This is a genomic window from Bacillota bacterium, from assembly GCA_040757205.1.
GTDB lineage: Bacteria > Bacillota > Desulfotomaculia > Desulfotomaculales > Desulforudaceae > Desulforudis.
In genome coordinates, this window is the sequence record JBFLXL010000015.1 from 1 (window position 1) to 15,947 (window position 15,947).

Genomic DNA, 15,947 nt, shown 5'->3' on the forward strand with positions numbered 1-15,947 from the left:
GCGGTTATTTCTCTCCACAAATAAAAAAACCAGGTCTATGGCCTGATTTCTGCATTTCGCTCCCTCAACTACTTATCCCTGCCATCTTATCCCGTCAATCACTGACAAATAATCCTGGCAGGGACAAAGGGCAACAGCTCCGGTAGCAGTATGACTAATAGTAATTGGTCGACGATGGCTGAAGTTAAGTTGTGGCAGCCAATCTACCAATCTTACTTCGGCTGCCGTTCCTGTTCCGCTAACCATTGTTCTTGCAAATGTCCCAGCGCCAAAATCGGTGTCAGTGGTTTGGGTAGTTGAGGCAAGGGTCGGAGTTAAAGTAAGTTCTGTGCCAGCTGTAATTCCAGCATCTTTTGAATAAACCTTCGTCCAGCTAGTTTGATTAGCAGGAAAAACAGGGAAATCAGTTGTGCTTGGTCCGCCTGACCAATCTGTTTGCTGCCAGGTATGAGCAGGATTAGCCAAAGTTCTTGGTGCTGAAATAAAGACGCCAGAAATAATTACCGCCAGGACTAAAACCAAAGCTATTCCTTTTTTCACAATCTACCTCTCCTTCAATATGCAATTTAGTCTGCACTCTTCTTTATTTAAAAGTTTTAGTTTTTCATACGTCGGTTAACTGTTAACACTACCAATCTTCCATTACTGCCATTGAGTTGGTTCTAATTCCGCACGACAGTTCGGAAGGCTTTTGAACCTCGATCCAGCAAGTAACCGCCGTTTTTTCTTTCGCAGCCAGCCAGCATCCAGAAACCGCCAGATTAGTGTTTAAGTGCTATCGCATTCGTGGCCGAATAGCATTGTACCAGAAGCCGCAGCGGCACTTGCCCGTAAAAAGAGTAAACCAACCCGGCCCCCTCGATCGCTAAAAAAACCAAGAAAACATACCTGGTCGCACTCTAAAAAACCCGGTATGTGATTTTGACAGTTTTGCTCAGTCATGCCTACTCCCCCTTGGGGTAGTTGTGGGGGTAGTTGTGGGGGTAGTTTCACATCCTACCCCACTACCCTACCCCATCGTTTTTTCGCCGAAGATAATGCCCGAATCAGGCCGGGGAAAAGGATATTGGAAGAAGGGCAGCGAAATACAAATAAATGGGGGCGGGGGGGAGACTGACGCTTTCCAAACACACAGCCGTGCCGGACTCACCTTCGGCCGCCGCCGATAATCCGGCGGCTTTGGTCACACAATATGGTCGAGTCTATCCCGCTTGACCACCAGCACCGGCCGGTCCACCGTGCGCACGAATTCGGCGCACGTCCCCCCGAGCAGCATTTCGCGCACCCGGCTCAGCCCGTGGGAGCCCATCACCACCAGGGTCACACTCTCTTCCCGCACCGCGGCGGCCAGTTGCACAAAGGGAACGCCCCGCTTCAAGAGTGTGCGCACCCGGTACCCGGCCGCCTCCAGGCTCCGGGCCACCCGCCGCAACTCGGCCGGCGCCTCCTGATATTCCTGCTCCGAGAAGACCGTGAAACGTCCGGCCACGTGAATGACGATCACTTCCTCCACGGCTTCCCGGACGTGTTCCGCGAGCTCCAATACGTAGTCCCTGGCTTCCAGCGAGGCCTCCGAGAAATCGGTGGGCAGCATTATCCGGCGGAATAAGCTTCGATAGTCCTGATCGCACCTTTCATCCTCCGGAGCGCCCTTCGGCCCGCACTTCAACACCATTACCGGCATCGGCGCGTGGCGGAGCACCCGCTCGGACACGCTTCCCAGTACCGTACCCTTCACCAGGCCCCAGCCCTGGGAACCGATCGTGATCAGTTGAGCGCCCTCCTCCCGGGCGGTGGCGATAATCCCGTCCGCCGCCTTCCCGAACTTCACCACCGGCCGCACCGGGAGATTCCACTGCTTGGTCTGTTCAGCGGTTTCGGCCAGGATGGACTCGACCCGAGTCCTGATCTGCGCCAACTGCTGGTCGGACCCCAGTCCGAACAGCACGTGGGCCAGGTCGTGGGGGTTGATGACGTGCAGCAATACCACTTCGTCAAATCCCATGGCCTTGAGCGCCGGAATACAGTCCAGCGTCCTCCGGGCACATTCCGAGAAATCGGTGGTTAATACCACTCTCCTCACGAACTGCTCCCCCCTCCTGCAGACCACCCAGTCCCTGGTCTATTTGGCTTAATTATATTGGCGCCCGCCCGAAGCGTCAAAGGCCGTTTTTTCAACCATGACCGTTTTCAACCCACGACCTTTTTTCAACCACGTTGAAAGGAGCGGACATTACGCAAGCTGCTTGAAAGGCAAGCACGTGGAGGGCGGCGTGTGAACACCCGCCCCTATCAAGAGGTTGGAATGATGGGGAGGGGTATCTAGCAGATCCTGGGGAGCGGCGCCCCGGCCAGCAAATCCAGGTACTTCGTGCCCCCGAGCGCCGTCTTCAGAAACACGTTCCCCGCGCCGGCCTTGACCTCGCCGATGATCCGGGCCTCCCGCCCCAGTTCGTCCGCCCGCATCAGCGCGAGCGCCTGCTCGGCCTCGCCGGGCGCCACCACCGCAAGGAACTTCCCTTCGTTCGCCAGGTACAACGGGTCCACGCCCAGCATCTCGGCCGCGCCCTTCACCCCGGCCCCGACCGGGATGTCGGTCTCGCCGAGCCAGAGGTCCACCGCGGACGAGGCCGCGATCTCCTTGGCCGAGGTGGCCAGCCCGCCCCGGGTCAGGTCGCGCATCAGCTTGACCCCTTCCAGCCCGGCCAGCAGCCGGCCCGTGATCCGGTGCAGCGACGCGCAGTCGCTCACCAGCCGGTCCCCGAAGCCGAACCCTTCCCGCGCGGCCAGGACGGCCATCCCGTGGTCGCCCATGTTCCCGTTCACCAGGATGCGGTCCCCGGGCGCGATCCGGTGGTAGCCCAGATCCACCCCGGGAGGAATCACGCCCACCCCGGTGGTGTTGATGAAAATTCGGTCCAGTTGCCCGCGGCCCACCACTTTCGTGTCCCCGGCCACGATTTCGATCCCCGCGTCCCGGCAGGCCGCGGCCATCGAGGCTACCACCCGCTCCAGGCCGGCAAGCGGAAAACCCTCCTCGATCAGAAACGCCGCCGTCAGGTAGCGGGGCTCGGCCCCGCTCACCGCCAGGTCGTTCACCGTGCCGCACACGGCCAGTTTCCCGATGTCCCCGCCCGGGAAAAACGGCGGGTCGATCACGAACGAGTCGGTGGTCACCGCCATCCGGCCCTCCCCGACCGGGAACGCGGCCGCGTCGGTCATCGCCGCGAGCGTCCGGTTGCCCAGGTGGCGCAAAAACAACCCTGTCACCAGCTCATGGGTCAGCCGGCCCCCATCGCCGTGGGCCAGCAGGACAATCTCCTCATTATTGGGCATCGGCATCCTTTCGGACCCCCCTAAATACAACTAGCGGTTGCTCTGCTTCCCAATCCGACCTCAGACCTCTGGCACATGAGAGGTGTGAGGCGAGATGTTGGAGGTGGGGAAAATGACGTCCAAGTAGCAAGCCCCTCGCTCCGGCCACTTCCCACTTCCCACATCCCGCTTCTCACATCCCACTTCTCACTTCCCACTTCTCACCCGGCCGCGCTGCGCCGCTCGTACTGGTAAAACGCCGCGCAGGCCCCTTCCGACGACACCATGCACGGACCCACCGGGTGGCTCGGCGTGCAGGCAGCCGCGAACAGACGGCACTCCCGCGGGGTGAGCTTCCCCTTTAAGAGGTCGCCGCACCGGCAACCCGCCGGAATCCGCGGCTCTTCCACCTCGGGCGCGAAGCGTGAGCGCGCGTCAAACTCCCGGTACTCGGGCTTAAGCTCCATCCCGCTCCCCGGGATAGTCCCGAACCCGCGCCAGGAAACGTCGGTGATCTCAAAGAACCGGTCCAGTATCTCCTGGGCCCGGACGTTCCCTTCCTCCTTCACCACCCGGGTGTAGCCGTTCTCCACCCGCGCCGGGCCGCCGGAAAGCAGCTGTTGCAAGAGGTTGTAGAGTGCGTCTATGATGTCCAGCGTCTCAAAGCCGGTGATCACCGCCGGCAGCCCGTACTCCGCGGCGATGAAGTCGTAGGCGCGCCGCCCGATGATCGCCGAGACGTGGCCGGGCAGGATAAGCCCGTCCAGTTTCATTTCCGGATCGGAACCAAGCGCGCGCAACGCCGGGGGCACCACCTTGTGCACCGTGAACACGCTGTAGTTAAAAAGCCCCAGCGCCCGGGCCTGGGCCACGCTCAGCGCCACGGCCGGCGCGGTGGTCTCGAAACCCACGCCCAAAAACACCATCTGCCGCTCCGGGTTCTCCTGGGCCCACTTCACCGCGTCGGCCGGCGAGTAAAACACCCGGATGTCGGCGCCCCGGGCCTTTTCCCGCTCCAGCGAGGTCCGGCTGCCGGGCACGCGCACCATGTCGCCGAAGGTGCCCACCGTCACCCCGGGCAGCCGCCCGAAAGCCACCATGGCGTCGATGTCGCCGTAGTCGGTCACACACACCGGGCAGCCCGGCCCGCTCCGGAGTTCGAGTTTTCCGTCCAGCAGACCGCGCAGGCCCGCCTTGGAAACGGCCACCGTGTGGGTGCCGCAGACTTCCATAAAGACCGGCGGCCGCCCCAGTTTTTCCTGCGCCCGTCCGGCCAGTTCGCTCACCTTTTCCAGGAGCCCCCGGCCGATTTCGGGATCACGAAACCTGTCCAGGATATGCATCTCTCAAAATCTCCTCCCACAGCTTCAGCCGGATTTGCGCCTCTTCCACGTCGAGCTTCTCGATAGCGTAGCCGGTGTGCACGATCAGGTACTCCCCGGTCTGCACCTCGCCGACCAGAAACGTGCTGATCTCCCGCTGCACGCCGAAGACCTCGATCACCGCCCTGTCCGATTCCGGTTGCACGTCCACCACGAGACCCGGTATGCCTAGACACATTCTTTATTCCACCTCCGGTATGCGATTACAGCCTGACCCAGGCAAAGTCCCCCGTCGTTCGCCGGCACCTGCCGGTGCGTGAGCACCCGGAACCCGTCGCGCGGGAGTATTTCGCGGGCGCGCCGGAAAAGGTAGCGGTTTTGCCAGGTGCCGCCGCTCAGAGCCACGGTGTAAAGCCCCGTCGCGGCGCCCACCCGGCGCACGGCTTCGCGCACCATCTCCAGGACGGTGTTGTGGAAGCGGGTGGCGATCGTCGCCACCGGCACCCCCCGTTCCAGGTCCTCCACCACCCCGGCGACCGTGCCCGCCGCCGAGATCGTTCCTTCTTTGATCGAAAAAGGATAGGCCCCGAGCGCCGCGCCCGCCGCATCGTCGTGCACGAGTTCCCCCAACTCGATCGCCGCCTGGCCCTCGTAGGTGCTGCGCGCGCACACACCCGTCAGCGCCGCCACCGCGTCGAACAGCCGGCCGCAGCCCGAGCTCGGCGGGGCGTTGAAGCCCTTGGCGAGCATCCGGCGCACCACGTCCAGTTCCAGGCCCCAGCCGCCGAAAAGCCGCTCGGCCGCCCGGCCGCCGTCCTCATCGCCCAGGTAGGTCAGCAGGTAGGCCACCGCCGTCCGCCAGGGGGAGCGCACCGCCGCCTCGCCGCCCGGCAGGGGCACGGGGGCGAGGTGCATCTCCCGCTTGTAATCCAGGCCATCACCGCTTAAAATCTCAAAACCCCACAGCGTACCATCCGGCCCGTAACCGGTGCCGTCTAAAATCACGCCGATCGCCCGCTCGCCGGCCAGGCCGTTGTCGGCCAGGCAGGACGCCAGGTGGGCGTGGTGGTGCTGCACTTCGTAGCGCTTTTTGGCCGGCACCTTGCGGGCCAGGCGCGAGGAACGGTAGTCGGGGTGCATGTCGTACCCGACCACCTCGGCCTCGAGGTCCAGGAGCCGCTGAAAGTTCAGGAGGCTCGAGAAGAGGTTTTCCTCACCCTCCAGGTGATCCAGCTCCCCGATGTGCTGGCTCAGATGCGCCCGCCCCTTTTTGAGCAGGCAGAAAGTGTTCTTCATTTCGCCGCCGATGCCCAACACCACCGGCCCGTCCCCGGCCGGGACGCGCACCGGCACCGGCACCCAGCCGCGCGAGCGCCGCAGGAGCTGCACTTCCCCGTCCATCACCGCCGCCAGGGAGTCGTCGCACCGGTTCACGATCTCCCGGTTGTGCCACAGGAAGTAGTCGGCGATGCCGCCCAGCTCCGCCAGCGCCCGGTCGTTGTCCTTGGCGAGCGGCAGCTCGCTGTAGTTGCCGCTGGTCATCACCAGAAGGTCGAACGGCCCGCCGAACACCAAAAAGTGCAGCGGGGTGTACGGGAGCATCACCCCCAGGGTGTTCAGGCCCGGCGCGAGTTCCGGGGGAAGACCGGGGGCGATTCCCGGGGGCGGCGCGGTCCCGGGCGCGGTCGGAGCGCCGGCCTTGGTCCCGGGTGCAGCCGCATCCTCGGCCGCGACCCCGGGTACAGCCCCGGGCGCGGTCCCGGCCTTGGGCGCAGCTACGGCCGCGCACTTGGTTGGGACCTCGGCCGCGGCCTCACTCCCGGCTCCATCTTCGGTCCCGGGCTCGGTCCGCCGCCGCAGAACCACGATCGGCGCCTCCGGGGAGGTCAGGAGTTCCCGCTCCTGATCGTTTAAGCGGCAGTACCGCTCCACCGCCGCCAGGTCGCGGGCCATCACCGCGAACGGCTTGGCGTCGCGGCCCTTGCGCCGCCTCAGTTCCCGCAGGGCGCCGCGGTTCCGGGCGTCGCACACCAGGTGGAATCCGCCCAGGCTTTTCAGGGCCAGGATGCGGCCCTCGGCCAAGAGGTCCCAGCAGTTTCGCCGCCAATCGCCCGGCACCGGCCGGCCGCCGGCGTCCACCAGCTCCACCGCCGGGCCGCACACCGGGCAGGCCACCGGCTGGGCGTGAAACCGCCGGTCGGCCGGGTCGTGGTACTCCCGGGCGCAGTCGGGGCACATGGGAAAAGCGGCCATCGAAGTCTTCGGCCGGTCGTAAGGTAGCTCCCGGACGATGGTGAACCGTGGACCGCAGTTGGTGCAGTTGGTAAACGGATAGCCGTGGTGCCGGTCGGCGGGGTCGAAGGTCTCCCGCGCGCAGTCCGGGCAAAGGCCCACGTCCGGCGGCACCAGCGCCTCGATCTCGGCGCCGCCCGCGCTGGCGATGATCTCAAAGTCCGTGTAGCCCACCGGCGGCAGCACTTCCCAGGACACCTCGTCCACCCGGGCCAGCCGCGGCGGGTGCGCGCGCACCGTCTCCAGGAAGCGGCGCACGGCGTCCGGCGCGCCCTCGGCGTCCACGACCACGCCCTGGCCGGCGTTCAACACGCTGCCGGCGATCCCGCAGTCCCGAGCCAGGTTGTAGATGAACGGGCGGAAACCGACGCCCTGGACGGTGCCCCGGACGACTACCCGGTAGCGGACCCTTCCCGTTTCCGACGCACGATTTCCCTGAGCCAAAGGCACCACGCCTCCACACCCTCGCCGGTGACTGCCGCGGTCACAAAAATCTGGATTTCCGGGTTAATGGTCCGGATTTCGGCTTGTACTCTATTCATATCAAAATCGGTGTAAGGAAGCAAATCGCTCTTGTTGATGACCACGGTGTGGGACTCCCTGAACACGAGCGGGTACTTGGCCGGCTTGTCGCCGCCCTCGGCCACGCTGAGAAGCGCCGTCTTGTAGTCCTCGCCCAGGTCGAACTCGGCCGGGCAGACCAGGTTCCCCACGTTCTCGATGAACAGGAGGTCCAACCGGTCAAGGTCCAGCTGGTCGAGAGCGCGGCCGACCATGTTCGCGTCCAGGTGGCAAAGCCCCCCGGTGTTGATCTGGACCACCGCCGCCCCTTGGCCGGCGATCCGCTCGGCGTCGCGGGTGGTATAAATATCGCCCTCCACGACCCCGATCCGGAGTTCTTTCCGCAAGGCGACGATCGTCTTTTCCAAAAGCGTGGTCTTGCCGGCGCCCGGGGAGCTGATCAGGTTTACGGTCGCCAGGCGGGCGAGCCGCTCCCGGTTTTCCCGGGCCACCTGCTCATTGGCCCGCAGGATCTTCTGGGCCATTACCACCTTCACGTTCATCTTTCCCATCATCACCTTCGAAGAAGTCTATGTAGAGCTCCCGCCCGCCGGCAACGCGGGCGCGCCCGCTGCACTGCGGGCAAAAGTACGCCAACTCGTCCGTCACTGTTTGAGTGCCGCAACGCTCGCACTCGAGGGTGATCGGCACCGACTCGATCTCCAGCGCGGCGCCCTCGAACATCGTCTCCGGGGTCAGGACCGAGAAGGCGAACTCCAGCACGTCGGGCAGCGCGCCGTTCAAGCGCCCGATCACCAGCCGCACCTTGGTCACCCGGGTGATGTGGTTCTGCGCGGCCACTTGGGAAATCTCATTCAGCACCGTTTGAATCAGCCCCACTTCGTGCACGGCGTTACACCTCTTAGTTTTTCGATCAACTCTCTGATTTCTCTCGTCTGGATCAGTCCCACTTCGTGCACGGCGCCTTACTCCCTCTCCAGCCAGCGCTCTAGTTCCCGGCGCACCGCCGCGGCCGCCCGGGGCACGGCCTCCGCCACTTCCGGGATCAGGCCCATATGCCAGGCCTCGACGTTCGCCACCGTCACCCCGATGACCACCACCTCTGCCGGCAGCTCCATGACCCCGGACTTGCGCCCGAACTCCAGGGCGTCGCGCACGCCGATGTCGTGCACCGAAAGGGGGGGCGCCTCCTTGCGGGGCACCTCGTCCTCGCGCCAGCGGACCACCAGGCCGGGCTCCGTGTCCGTGGCCAGCACCGCGTCCACGATCACCGCCTTGTCGGCGCCGTACATGAGATCCAGCATCCCGAGCCCGGGCGTGCCGGCCTCCACCACGGTCACGCCCCCGGGCAGCGGCTCCTTCTCCAGCTCCCGCAACACCTCGATCCCCACCGCGTCGTCACCGGCGAAGATGTTGCCGCACCCCAGCACCACAATCTTGAGCTTCCCCATTCTCTCCCTCCCAAAAAAGGGGGACAGTCCCCCTTTTTGCCTCCCCGGAGTCTTCCCCGTTAGTATTCGCCAAAAGGGGGCGGCGTCCTCCGACGGAAAGTAAAAAGCCCTTCCGGAGGGGCTCTCCGGAAGGGCTCGGAGACAGGTTCAAGGCGGCTGAAAAGGGGTCTGGCACCTTTTTCTCTGATGGATTCTGAATTCTGAATTCTGACTCCCGGCTCCCGGCTCCTGCAAATGCTACCGGCTCAGGGTCTTGTACAGCTCGCCCTTGCTGTCGTACACGTTCACCGTCAGCGGCAGCTCGCCCAGGACGGCGTGCGTCGCGCAGCTAAAACACGGGTCGTAGGCCCGGAAGGCCATTTCCACCATGTTCAGCAGCCCGTTGGTGATCTCCATCCCCGGCTTGATGACGCCCATCGCCGCCTTCTTGATGGCCATCGAAATCGGGGCGTTGTTGTTGGTGGTGCCCACGATCATGTTCGCCTTCACCACGATGCCGTTCGGGTCGGTGGCGTAGTGGTGGGTCAGCGTGCCGCGCGGCGCCTCGATAATCCCGACGCCCTCCTTCGGGGTGCCGGTCGGGATGTTCCGGATGTCGGGGCTGGTGACTTCCTCGTCCAGCGCCAGCTCCAGCAGTCGCTCCGCCGCGTACATCAGCTCCACCAGGCGCGCCCAGTGGGTGGCCAGCACGGCGTGGGTCGGACGGCCCAGGACCGAGAAGAACTTCTCGTAGGCTTCCTGCGCCAGCGGGGTGGCCATACCGTCGCAGGCGTTGATCCGGCCCAGCGGGGCCGCCTGGTAGATGGCGGTGCCGGGGCCTTCGACCATTCCCGTCCAGCCGAACTTCTTCAGGTACGGGTACTTCAAGTAGCTGTAAGGCTCGACATGCTCGGCCACGTAGTCCACGTATTCGCGCGGGCCGTACTTAAACAGCTCCTTGCCTTCGGTGTCCACCACGCGGACCTTGCCCTCGTAGAAGTTGATCTTGTTGTTCTCGTCCACGAGGCCCATGTAGTTGGTTTCGAGCTTGAAGATGTCGCCCACGATCAGGTCGACGTACCCCTGGTTCGCCAGCACCACGTCGTCAAAGAGCTTTAAGGAAAACTTGGCGAATTCCACGCAGGACTTGGCCATCTCCACGACCTGCTTGCGCTCGTCCTCGGTGAGCCCCTTGCTCACGCCGCCGGGAAGGGTCCAGGCCGGGTGGGTGGCCTTGCCGCCCATCATCGCCTGAATCTGCTGCCCGTAGGCCCGGTGCTTGATCACCTCGCCGCCGATCTCCAGGCCCACCTTGCCGATCACGCCCAGCACGTTGCGCACGGCCGGGTCGGCGTCCGGGCCCATCACGAAGTCCGGCGCCGCCAAGGCGTAAAAGTGGGCGATGTGGCTGTGCACCATGTGCGCACTGTAGTAAAGCTCACGCAGTTTCTTCGCCGCTGGTGTCGGCTCGGCACCGAACACCGCATCCATGGCCTTACCCGAGGCCAAGTGATGTGCGGCCGGTCAGACGCCGCAGATGCGGCTGACGATCTGCGGGACCTGGTCGGCCGGACGGCCCTCGCAGAACTTCTCGAAACCGCGAAGCTCCGGGATCTGGAAGTAGCAGTTCTCCACGCCCCCCGCATCGTTCAGGAAGATCTCGATCTTCCCGTGGCCCTCAAGCCTGGTGATCGGATCAATGGAAATGCGTTGCATTACTTAGCCCTCCTTAACAGCGAACCAGGCAGACCGTAGCGGTAGAACAAACCCGCCGGATCGGCTATTTCGCTGATTATCCGGTCAGCCTCATCGGGGGAGTCGGCGTCAACCACCGAAGCCAGCGCCGAGATATACTTGGCGCCCTGGTCGATCACCCCTTCGACCGGACCGTAGCAGCCGGTACACGGGTGGTTGGCGCTGATACACTGGTTGCCGCAGCCGGCCCGGGTCACCGGGCCCATACAGGTCAGCCCCTGCTCCAGCAGGCACTTCTCGGGATCGGTGATGATCTGGTACGGCTGGTAGAATTTCTTGACCTTCTTGTCGGTCTTGGCCCGCGTACAGGTGTTGCAAAGCGTCTGGTTCTCGCAGCCGACAAACGCGCCCTTGGGCGGCAGCGCGCCGGAAGCGATGACCCCGATGACCGCCCAGATCTGCGCCGAGGTGGGCGGGCAGCCCGGCATGTAGTAGTCGACGTCCACCACGTCTCCCAGAGATTTAACGTCTTTATAGAACTCGGGAAGATCCAGAACGCCTTCCGGCACCGCGTAGTGCGTTTGCGGATAGACCTTTTTCGGGTTCTGGGTGGACTGGCTCTCGATGTACGCCCGGTAGAAAATGTCGTCCTTTTGTTTAAAGTTCGCCAGCCCCGGAATGCCGCCCGAGATGGCGCAGGAACCGAAGGACACCATCACCTTCGACTTCTTCCGGAGCAGTTTGGCGATATGTTCGCCCTCGGAGTTGCGGATGGCCCCGTGGAACAGGCACACATCGATAAACCCGTCGTCGTAGCCTTCCACGTCCGCGTACTTGAAGTCCACGGCGATCGGCCAAAACACGATATCGGCCACCGCGGCCACGTCCACGATCTTTTCGTGAATGTCGAGGATCGCCACGTCACAGCCACCGCACGCCGCCGCCCAGTAGGAAGCCAACTTCAGCTTGCTCATCGTCTAACCCCTCCCACCGGCAGCCGCTTTTGGTTCGGACTTGAACGGCCCAAGCTGCCGAAGCTCTTCGGTGAATTCAGCGATCACCTTGGCGAATTTGGTGCCTTCCGCCGAGGAGATCCATTCCAACCGAACCCGTCCGTCCTCAACGCCCAGCTGGTCTAAAACCATCTTCATCAGCTGGAAGCGCCGCTGGGTCTTGTAATTGCCACTAACATAGTGGCAGTCGCCGATGTGTCAACCAGCGACCAGTACGCCGTCCGCACCGTCGCTCAAAGCCTTGAACACGAACTGCGGGTCGACGCGCCCCGAGCACATTAACCGGATGATCCGCACGTTAGGTGGGTACTGGAGCCTGGACACGCCGGCCAGGTCCGCGCCACCGTAACTACACCAGTTGCATAAAAAACCGATGATCTTGGGTTCAAATTTGGTTTTCGCCATTCCCGCCCCTTCTTTCCTTGCAAAGTTTCAAGAACGTGCAAGTTCACTGCTCCGCCGCGAAACTGCTTTTTTCCCACCCCCGCAATTTAGAAATTGAATCCGTCTCGAAGGCAATGCCTGTGCCGATGCTGTAACTTATGGAAAAGAGATTAACCAACTGACCGGAAACCGGCTAAAGACCGACCGGAAACCAGCTAAAGACTGACCGGAAACCGGCCAAAAAAAACTGACAGGACCACCCGCCATCCTGGCTGCTGACCCAACTTGTCCGAATTTATTGATATATTCTAACAAAGAGTGGCGCTTGTTTCAACGAAAATCCGGACAAATATCCCCAAATTTATGCGGGCCGCCGGCCGGCGATGGTCCGGCGCGCGTAGCTGAGGATGTTTAACAGTTCGTCAAGCCGCACCAAAATCCCTGCAAGGAAATAAACAATTGTACCGGTCATAATGGCAAGGCCCACCCGGGCCAGCAGGCCGAACCCGTGGGCGGGGAAAAGGCCGGCCAGAAACGCGTCCGCGGCCGTCACCGCCAGGGCCATCACCCCGGTGGCCACCAGCACTCCGCCCGCGAAACGCACGAGGTCGGCCGTAACCAGGCCGCCGCGCAGGCGGCGCTGCAGGAGGGCGATCAGGAGCACCGCGTTCAGGAGGGCGGTGATGGAGGTGGCGAGCGCCAGGCCGGCGTGGGCCATGGGCCCGACCAGGAGCAGGCTCGCCCCGCCCTTCACGGTCAGCGTACCGATGGTCACCACTACGGGCGTGCGCATGTCCTGCATGGCGAAAAAACCGCGGCTCACGAGCATCACCAGGCAGTGCCCCACCAGGCCGACGGCGAAGAAGAGGAGTGCTGCGGCGGTCATCGCCGTGGCCCGCTCGTCGAAGGCCCCGCGTTGGAAAAGGAGGGTGACGACCGGGACGCGCAGGAGCACGAGGCCCACCACCGCCGGGATCGTGAGGAAAAGGACCACCTTCACCCCGCGGCTTAAGGTGCGCACCATCTCCGCCGGGTGCCCCTCGGCGACGTGGCGGCTTAAGGTCGGAAAGATGGCCGTGGACACGGCGAGCACGAAAAGGCTCTGCGGGAGCTGGATCAGCTTGTTGGCGTAGTTTAAGGCGGCGATGCTGCCTTCGGCGAGGAAGGAGGCCAGCACCCAGTCGATCATCAGGTACACCTGGTTCACGGAGAGGCCCAGGGTGAGCGGCAGCATCAGGTACAGGACCCGTTTCACCTCGGGGTGGCGCAGGTTGATTTCGAAGTGGTACCGGAAACCGGCGCGGCGCAGGACGGGAATTTGAATCAGGGCCATGGCGGCCGCGCCGCCGAGCACGCCGGCGGCCAGGCCGTACACCCCGTAGTAGTGCCCCAGGAACAAGGCCCCGGAGATGATCACGACGTTCATCACCGCCGGGGCGAAGGCCGGAACCCCGAACACGTTGTTCGCGTTCAGCATGCCGGTAAAGAGGCCGGCCAGACTGAAGAAAACGATCGAAGGCAGCATGATCATCGTGAGCTGGACCGACAGCCGGAAGGTTTCGGGGGCGAAGCCTTTCCCGAGCAAGCCGACGATGGCCGGGGCCAGAAACATCCCGATTACGGCGCCGATCACCGTGAACAGGATCAGTGCGTTCGTGATCAGGCTGCAAAGCCGCCAGGCTTCGTCGCGGCGGCCCCGGGTGACGTACTCGGTGAACACCGGGACGATCACGGTGGCCAGCGCGATGCCGGCGACGGCGTAAAAGATGTTGGGGATGGTGTACGCCACGAAATAGGCGTCCGTGGCGTGCGTGGCGCCGAACTGGTGGGCGATGGCCGCCTCCCGCCCGAGGCCGAGCACCCGGGAGAGAGCCAGCATAACCATGACCAGAATGGTGGCGCGCGCAACCACTTGACCCGTTGACATCACACAACCTCGACTTTATGGCCGGCCGGCCGGTGTCCGTCCGGCACACCCTGATCCGACGCAGATAAACAGATAGATTGTAGCACACAAGAAGAGGGTCAACCAGAACAAAAGGCCGTAATTCCCCCGTACACCGATTAAAAAGTTAAAAAGGGGAGTTAAAAAGGGGGATAGTCCCCTTTTTTCCCCGGGGTGATCTCACCGCGGGCCAAGTGACGGTGCCACCAGACTGCCGGCCTTCCCGGCACACGACAAATTAAATAGGGGTCTGTTAAATAGGGGACAGTCCCCCTTTTTGTCGCCCTGTTTTACTTCATCAAAAGCATGGCCTGGCCTTCGGATCAGTTAATATGTTACAATAAATCCAGGGGTTAGAGCCTGGAGGTGAAAACCCGTGACTGTCCGGCATTACCTGAAGCGCCTGGTCGTTGTTTCCAACCGCGGTCCGGTGGAGATCAAAGAGACACCCGCCGGGGTGTCTGCCTCCCACACGGTGAGCGGTCTCGTTTCGGCCGTGGAGCCGGTCATCGAATCCACCGGGGGCATCTGGATCGCTTGGTGCGGCCGCAAAAAGCGCAAGCCCGGAGTGGGCCGGATCTGGCCCGTGCCCAGAACCGAACCGCGATACGGCGTCCGGGAGATCACCATCTCCGCGTCCGAGCACCGGAACTTCTACCTGGGCTTCGCCAACGATTGCCTCTGGCCCCTGTGCCACAGCTTCATCGACCGCTGCGTCTTCAACCCCGACCACTGGCGGAATTACCAACTGGTGAACCGGCGCTTCGCGGACGCGGTGGCGGCCGACTGGCGGGAGGAGGACGTGGTGTGGATCCACGACTACCAGTTGACCCTCGCGCCCGCGATGTTCCGTGCGCTCCGCCCCGAAGCCCGGATCGCCTTTTTCTGGCATATCCCGTTCCCGTCCTACGACGTGTTCAGCATCCTCCCCTGGGCCCGGGAAATCCTGAAGGGTTTACTGGCGTGCGACAGCATCGCCTTTCATTCCCCCGTCTACCTGGACAACTTCCTGCACTGCGTGACCTGGCTCCTGGACGTCGACGCGGACCCGGAGGCCGGTACCGTCCGTTGGGAAGGACGCGACATCGTCGTCCGGGCGCTGCCCATCGGCGTCGATGCCGCGCGGTTTGCCGCCCTGGCCGCCGAACCGGCCGTCCAACAGCGGGCGGAGGCCATCCGGCGTTCCATCGGCACGCGCTTTCTGGTCCTGGGGGCCGACCGGCTGGACTATACCAAAGGGATCCTGGAACGGCTTCAGGCGATAGAACTGTTTCTGGAGCAAAACCCCGGCTACTTCGAGGACTTCACCTTTCTGCAGGTGGCCGTGCCCACCCGCACCGAGGGCAAAGCCTACCGCGAACTCCGGCGCGCCGTGGAGGAAACCGTGGGCCGGATCAACGGACGGTTCGGCGAGCAGTGGCGGGTACCGGTGCGCTACCAGTTTCGTTCGCTCAACCCCGAATACCTGGTGGCCCACTACCTGGCAGCCGACGTAGCCCTGGTCACCCCCTTGCGCGACGGTCTGAACCTGGTGGCCAAGGAATTCGCCGCCTCGCGCATCGACAACGCCGGGGTGCTCGTGCTGAGCCCCTTTGCCGGAGCCGCCGAACAGCTCACCGAGGCGGTGATCGCCAACCCCTACTACCCGCACGATGTGGCCGAGCAACTCCGCTTCGCCCTGGAGATGCCACCCGAAGAGCAGGCCCGGCGGATGCGGGCCATGCGGGAGAATGTAACCAGGTACGACCTTGCTCACTGGTGGCGAGGCACCCTGGACAGCCTGGCCCAAACCCTGGGCGGCAACCTGCGCCTCCCGGGGCTGCCGGCAGCCGCGGACGAGGCCGGCGGCCCCGAGTTTCTCCGGCGCAAGCCCCTGCCGATTCCGGGGCTGGCCACGGTGACGCGGAACTGATTCGATTTAAAAAAACAAACTGCCTAATACGTGTCGGCATTGGCGGTATGCTAGCCATGGTGACGCGGAGCTGATTCGATTTGAAAAACCCTGGAATAGGCGGAGGCACCAATTGCG

At 63.4% G+C, this 15,947-nt stretch carries 14 protein-coding genes; 1 reads left to right on the forward strand and 13 read right to left on the reverse strand.

Annotated elements, in window-relative coordinates; all coding sequences use genetic code 11:
• Nucleotides 1-72: 72 nt before the first annotated feature.
• The 13 genes from AB1402_09385 to murJ all read right to left on the reverse strand — a co-directional run bounded on the left by AB1402_09385 (nt 73) and on the right by murJ (nt 13,900).
• Entirely contained in the window at nt 73-540 is a 468-nt protein-coding gene (locus AB1402_09385) for a hypothetical protein (protein ID MEW6541807.1), read from the reverse strand.
• Between the two features lie 643 nt (nt 541-1,183).
• Nucleotides 1,184-2,083, reverse strand: coding sequence for a universal stress protein (locus tag AB1402_09390; protein MEW6541808.1), 900 nt, complete (start codon nt 2,081-2,083; stop codon nt 1,184-1,186).
• Nucleotides 2,084-2,322: 239 nt separating this feature from the next.
• Complete coding sequence (hypE, locus tag AB1402_09395; GenBank protein MEW6541809.1) at nt 2,323-3,336, reverse strand: hydrogenase expression/formation protein HypE; 1,014 nt, start codon at nt 3,334-3,336, stop codon at nt 2,323-2,325.
• Between the two features lie 200 nt (nt 3,337-3,536).
• Entirely contained in the window at nt 3,537-4,658 is a 1,122-nt protein-coding gene (hypD, locus tag AB1402_09400; protein ID MEW6541810.1) for a hydrogenase formation protein HypD, read from the reverse strand.
• Entirely contained in the window at nt 4,633-4,875 is a 243-nt protein-coding gene (locus AB1402_09405; protein ID MEW6541811.1) for a HypC/HybG/HupF family hydrogenase formation chaperone, read from the reverse strand. Before AB1402_09405 ends, hypD begins: the two co-directional genes overlap by 26 nt.
• Nucleotides 4,866-7,382: a carbamoyltransferase HypF gene (locus tag AB1402_09410; GenBank protein ID MEW6541812.1), complete on the reverse strand. Its 2,517-nt coding sequence runs from the start codon at nt 7,380-7,382 to the stop codon at nt 4,866-4,868. The genes AB1402_09405 and AB1402_09410 overlap by 10 nt, the downstream gene beginning before the upstream one ends.
• Complete coding sequence (gene hypB, locus AB1402_09415) at nt 7,322-7,993, reverse strand: hydrogenase nickel incorporation protein HypB (GenBank protein ID MEW6541813.1); 672 nt, start codon at nt 7,991-7,993, stop codon at nt 7,322-7,324. The genes AB1402_09410 and hypB overlap by 61 nt, the downstream gene beginning before the upstream one ends.
• Nucleotides 7,947-8,339 carry a hydrogenase maturation nickel metallochaperone HypA gene (gene hypA / locus AB1402_09420; protein MEW6541814.1) on the reverse strand — a complete coding sequence of 131 codons (393 nt, stop codon included), beginning with the start codon at nt 8,337-8,339 and terminating at the stop codon, nt 7,947-7,949. The genes hypB and hypA overlap by 47 nt, the downstream gene beginning before the upstream one ends.
• Nucleotides 8,340-8,416: 77 nt before the next feature.
• Nucleotides 8,417-8,902: a hydrogenase maturation protease gene (locus tag AB1402_09425; protein MEW6541815.1), complete on the reverse strand. Its 486-nt coding sequence runs from the start codon at nt 8,900-8,902 to the stop codon at nt 8,417-8,419.
• 237 nt (nt 8,903-9,139) lie between these two features.
• Nucleotides 9,140-10,597: a Ni/Fe hydrogenase subunit alpha gene (locus AB1402_09430; protein MEW6541816.1), complete on the reverse strand. Its 1,458-nt coding sequence runs from the start codon at nt 10,595-10,597 to the stop codon at nt 9,140-9,142.
• Nucleotides 10,597-11,550 carry an oxidoreductase gene (locus AB1402_09435; protein MEW6541817.1) on the reverse strand — a complete coding sequence of 318 codons (954 nt, stop codon included), beginning with the start codon at nt 11,548-11,550 and terminating at the stop codon, nt 10,597-10,599. The genes AB1402_09430 and AB1402_09435 overlap by 1 nt, the downstream gene beginning before the upstream one ends.
• Nucleotides 11,551-11,553: 3 nt before the next feature.
• Nucleotides 11,554-11,994: a hydrogenase iron-sulfur subunit gene (locus tag AB1402_09440; protein MEW6541818.1), complete on the reverse strand. Its 441-nt coding sequence runs from the start codon at nt 11,992-11,994 to the stop codon at nt 11,554-11,556.
• 340 nt (nt 11,995-12,334) lie between these two features.
• Complete coding sequence (gene murJ, locus AB1402_09445; GenBank protein MEW6541819.1) at nt 12,335-13,900, reverse strand: murein biosynthesis integral membrane protein MurJ; 1,566 nt, start codon at nt 13,898-13,900, stop codon at nt 12,335-12,337.
• A gap of 394 nt (nt 13,901-14,294) precedes the next feature.
• Between murJ and AB1402_09450 the strand changes: the two genes are divergently transcribed.
• Complete coding sequence (locus AB1402_09450) at nt 14,295-15,830, forward strand: trehalose-6-phosphate synthase (protein MEW6541820.1); 1,536 nt, start codon at nt 14,295-14,297, stop codon at nt 15,828-15,830.
• Nucleotides 15,831-15,947: the final 117 nt, after the last annotated feature.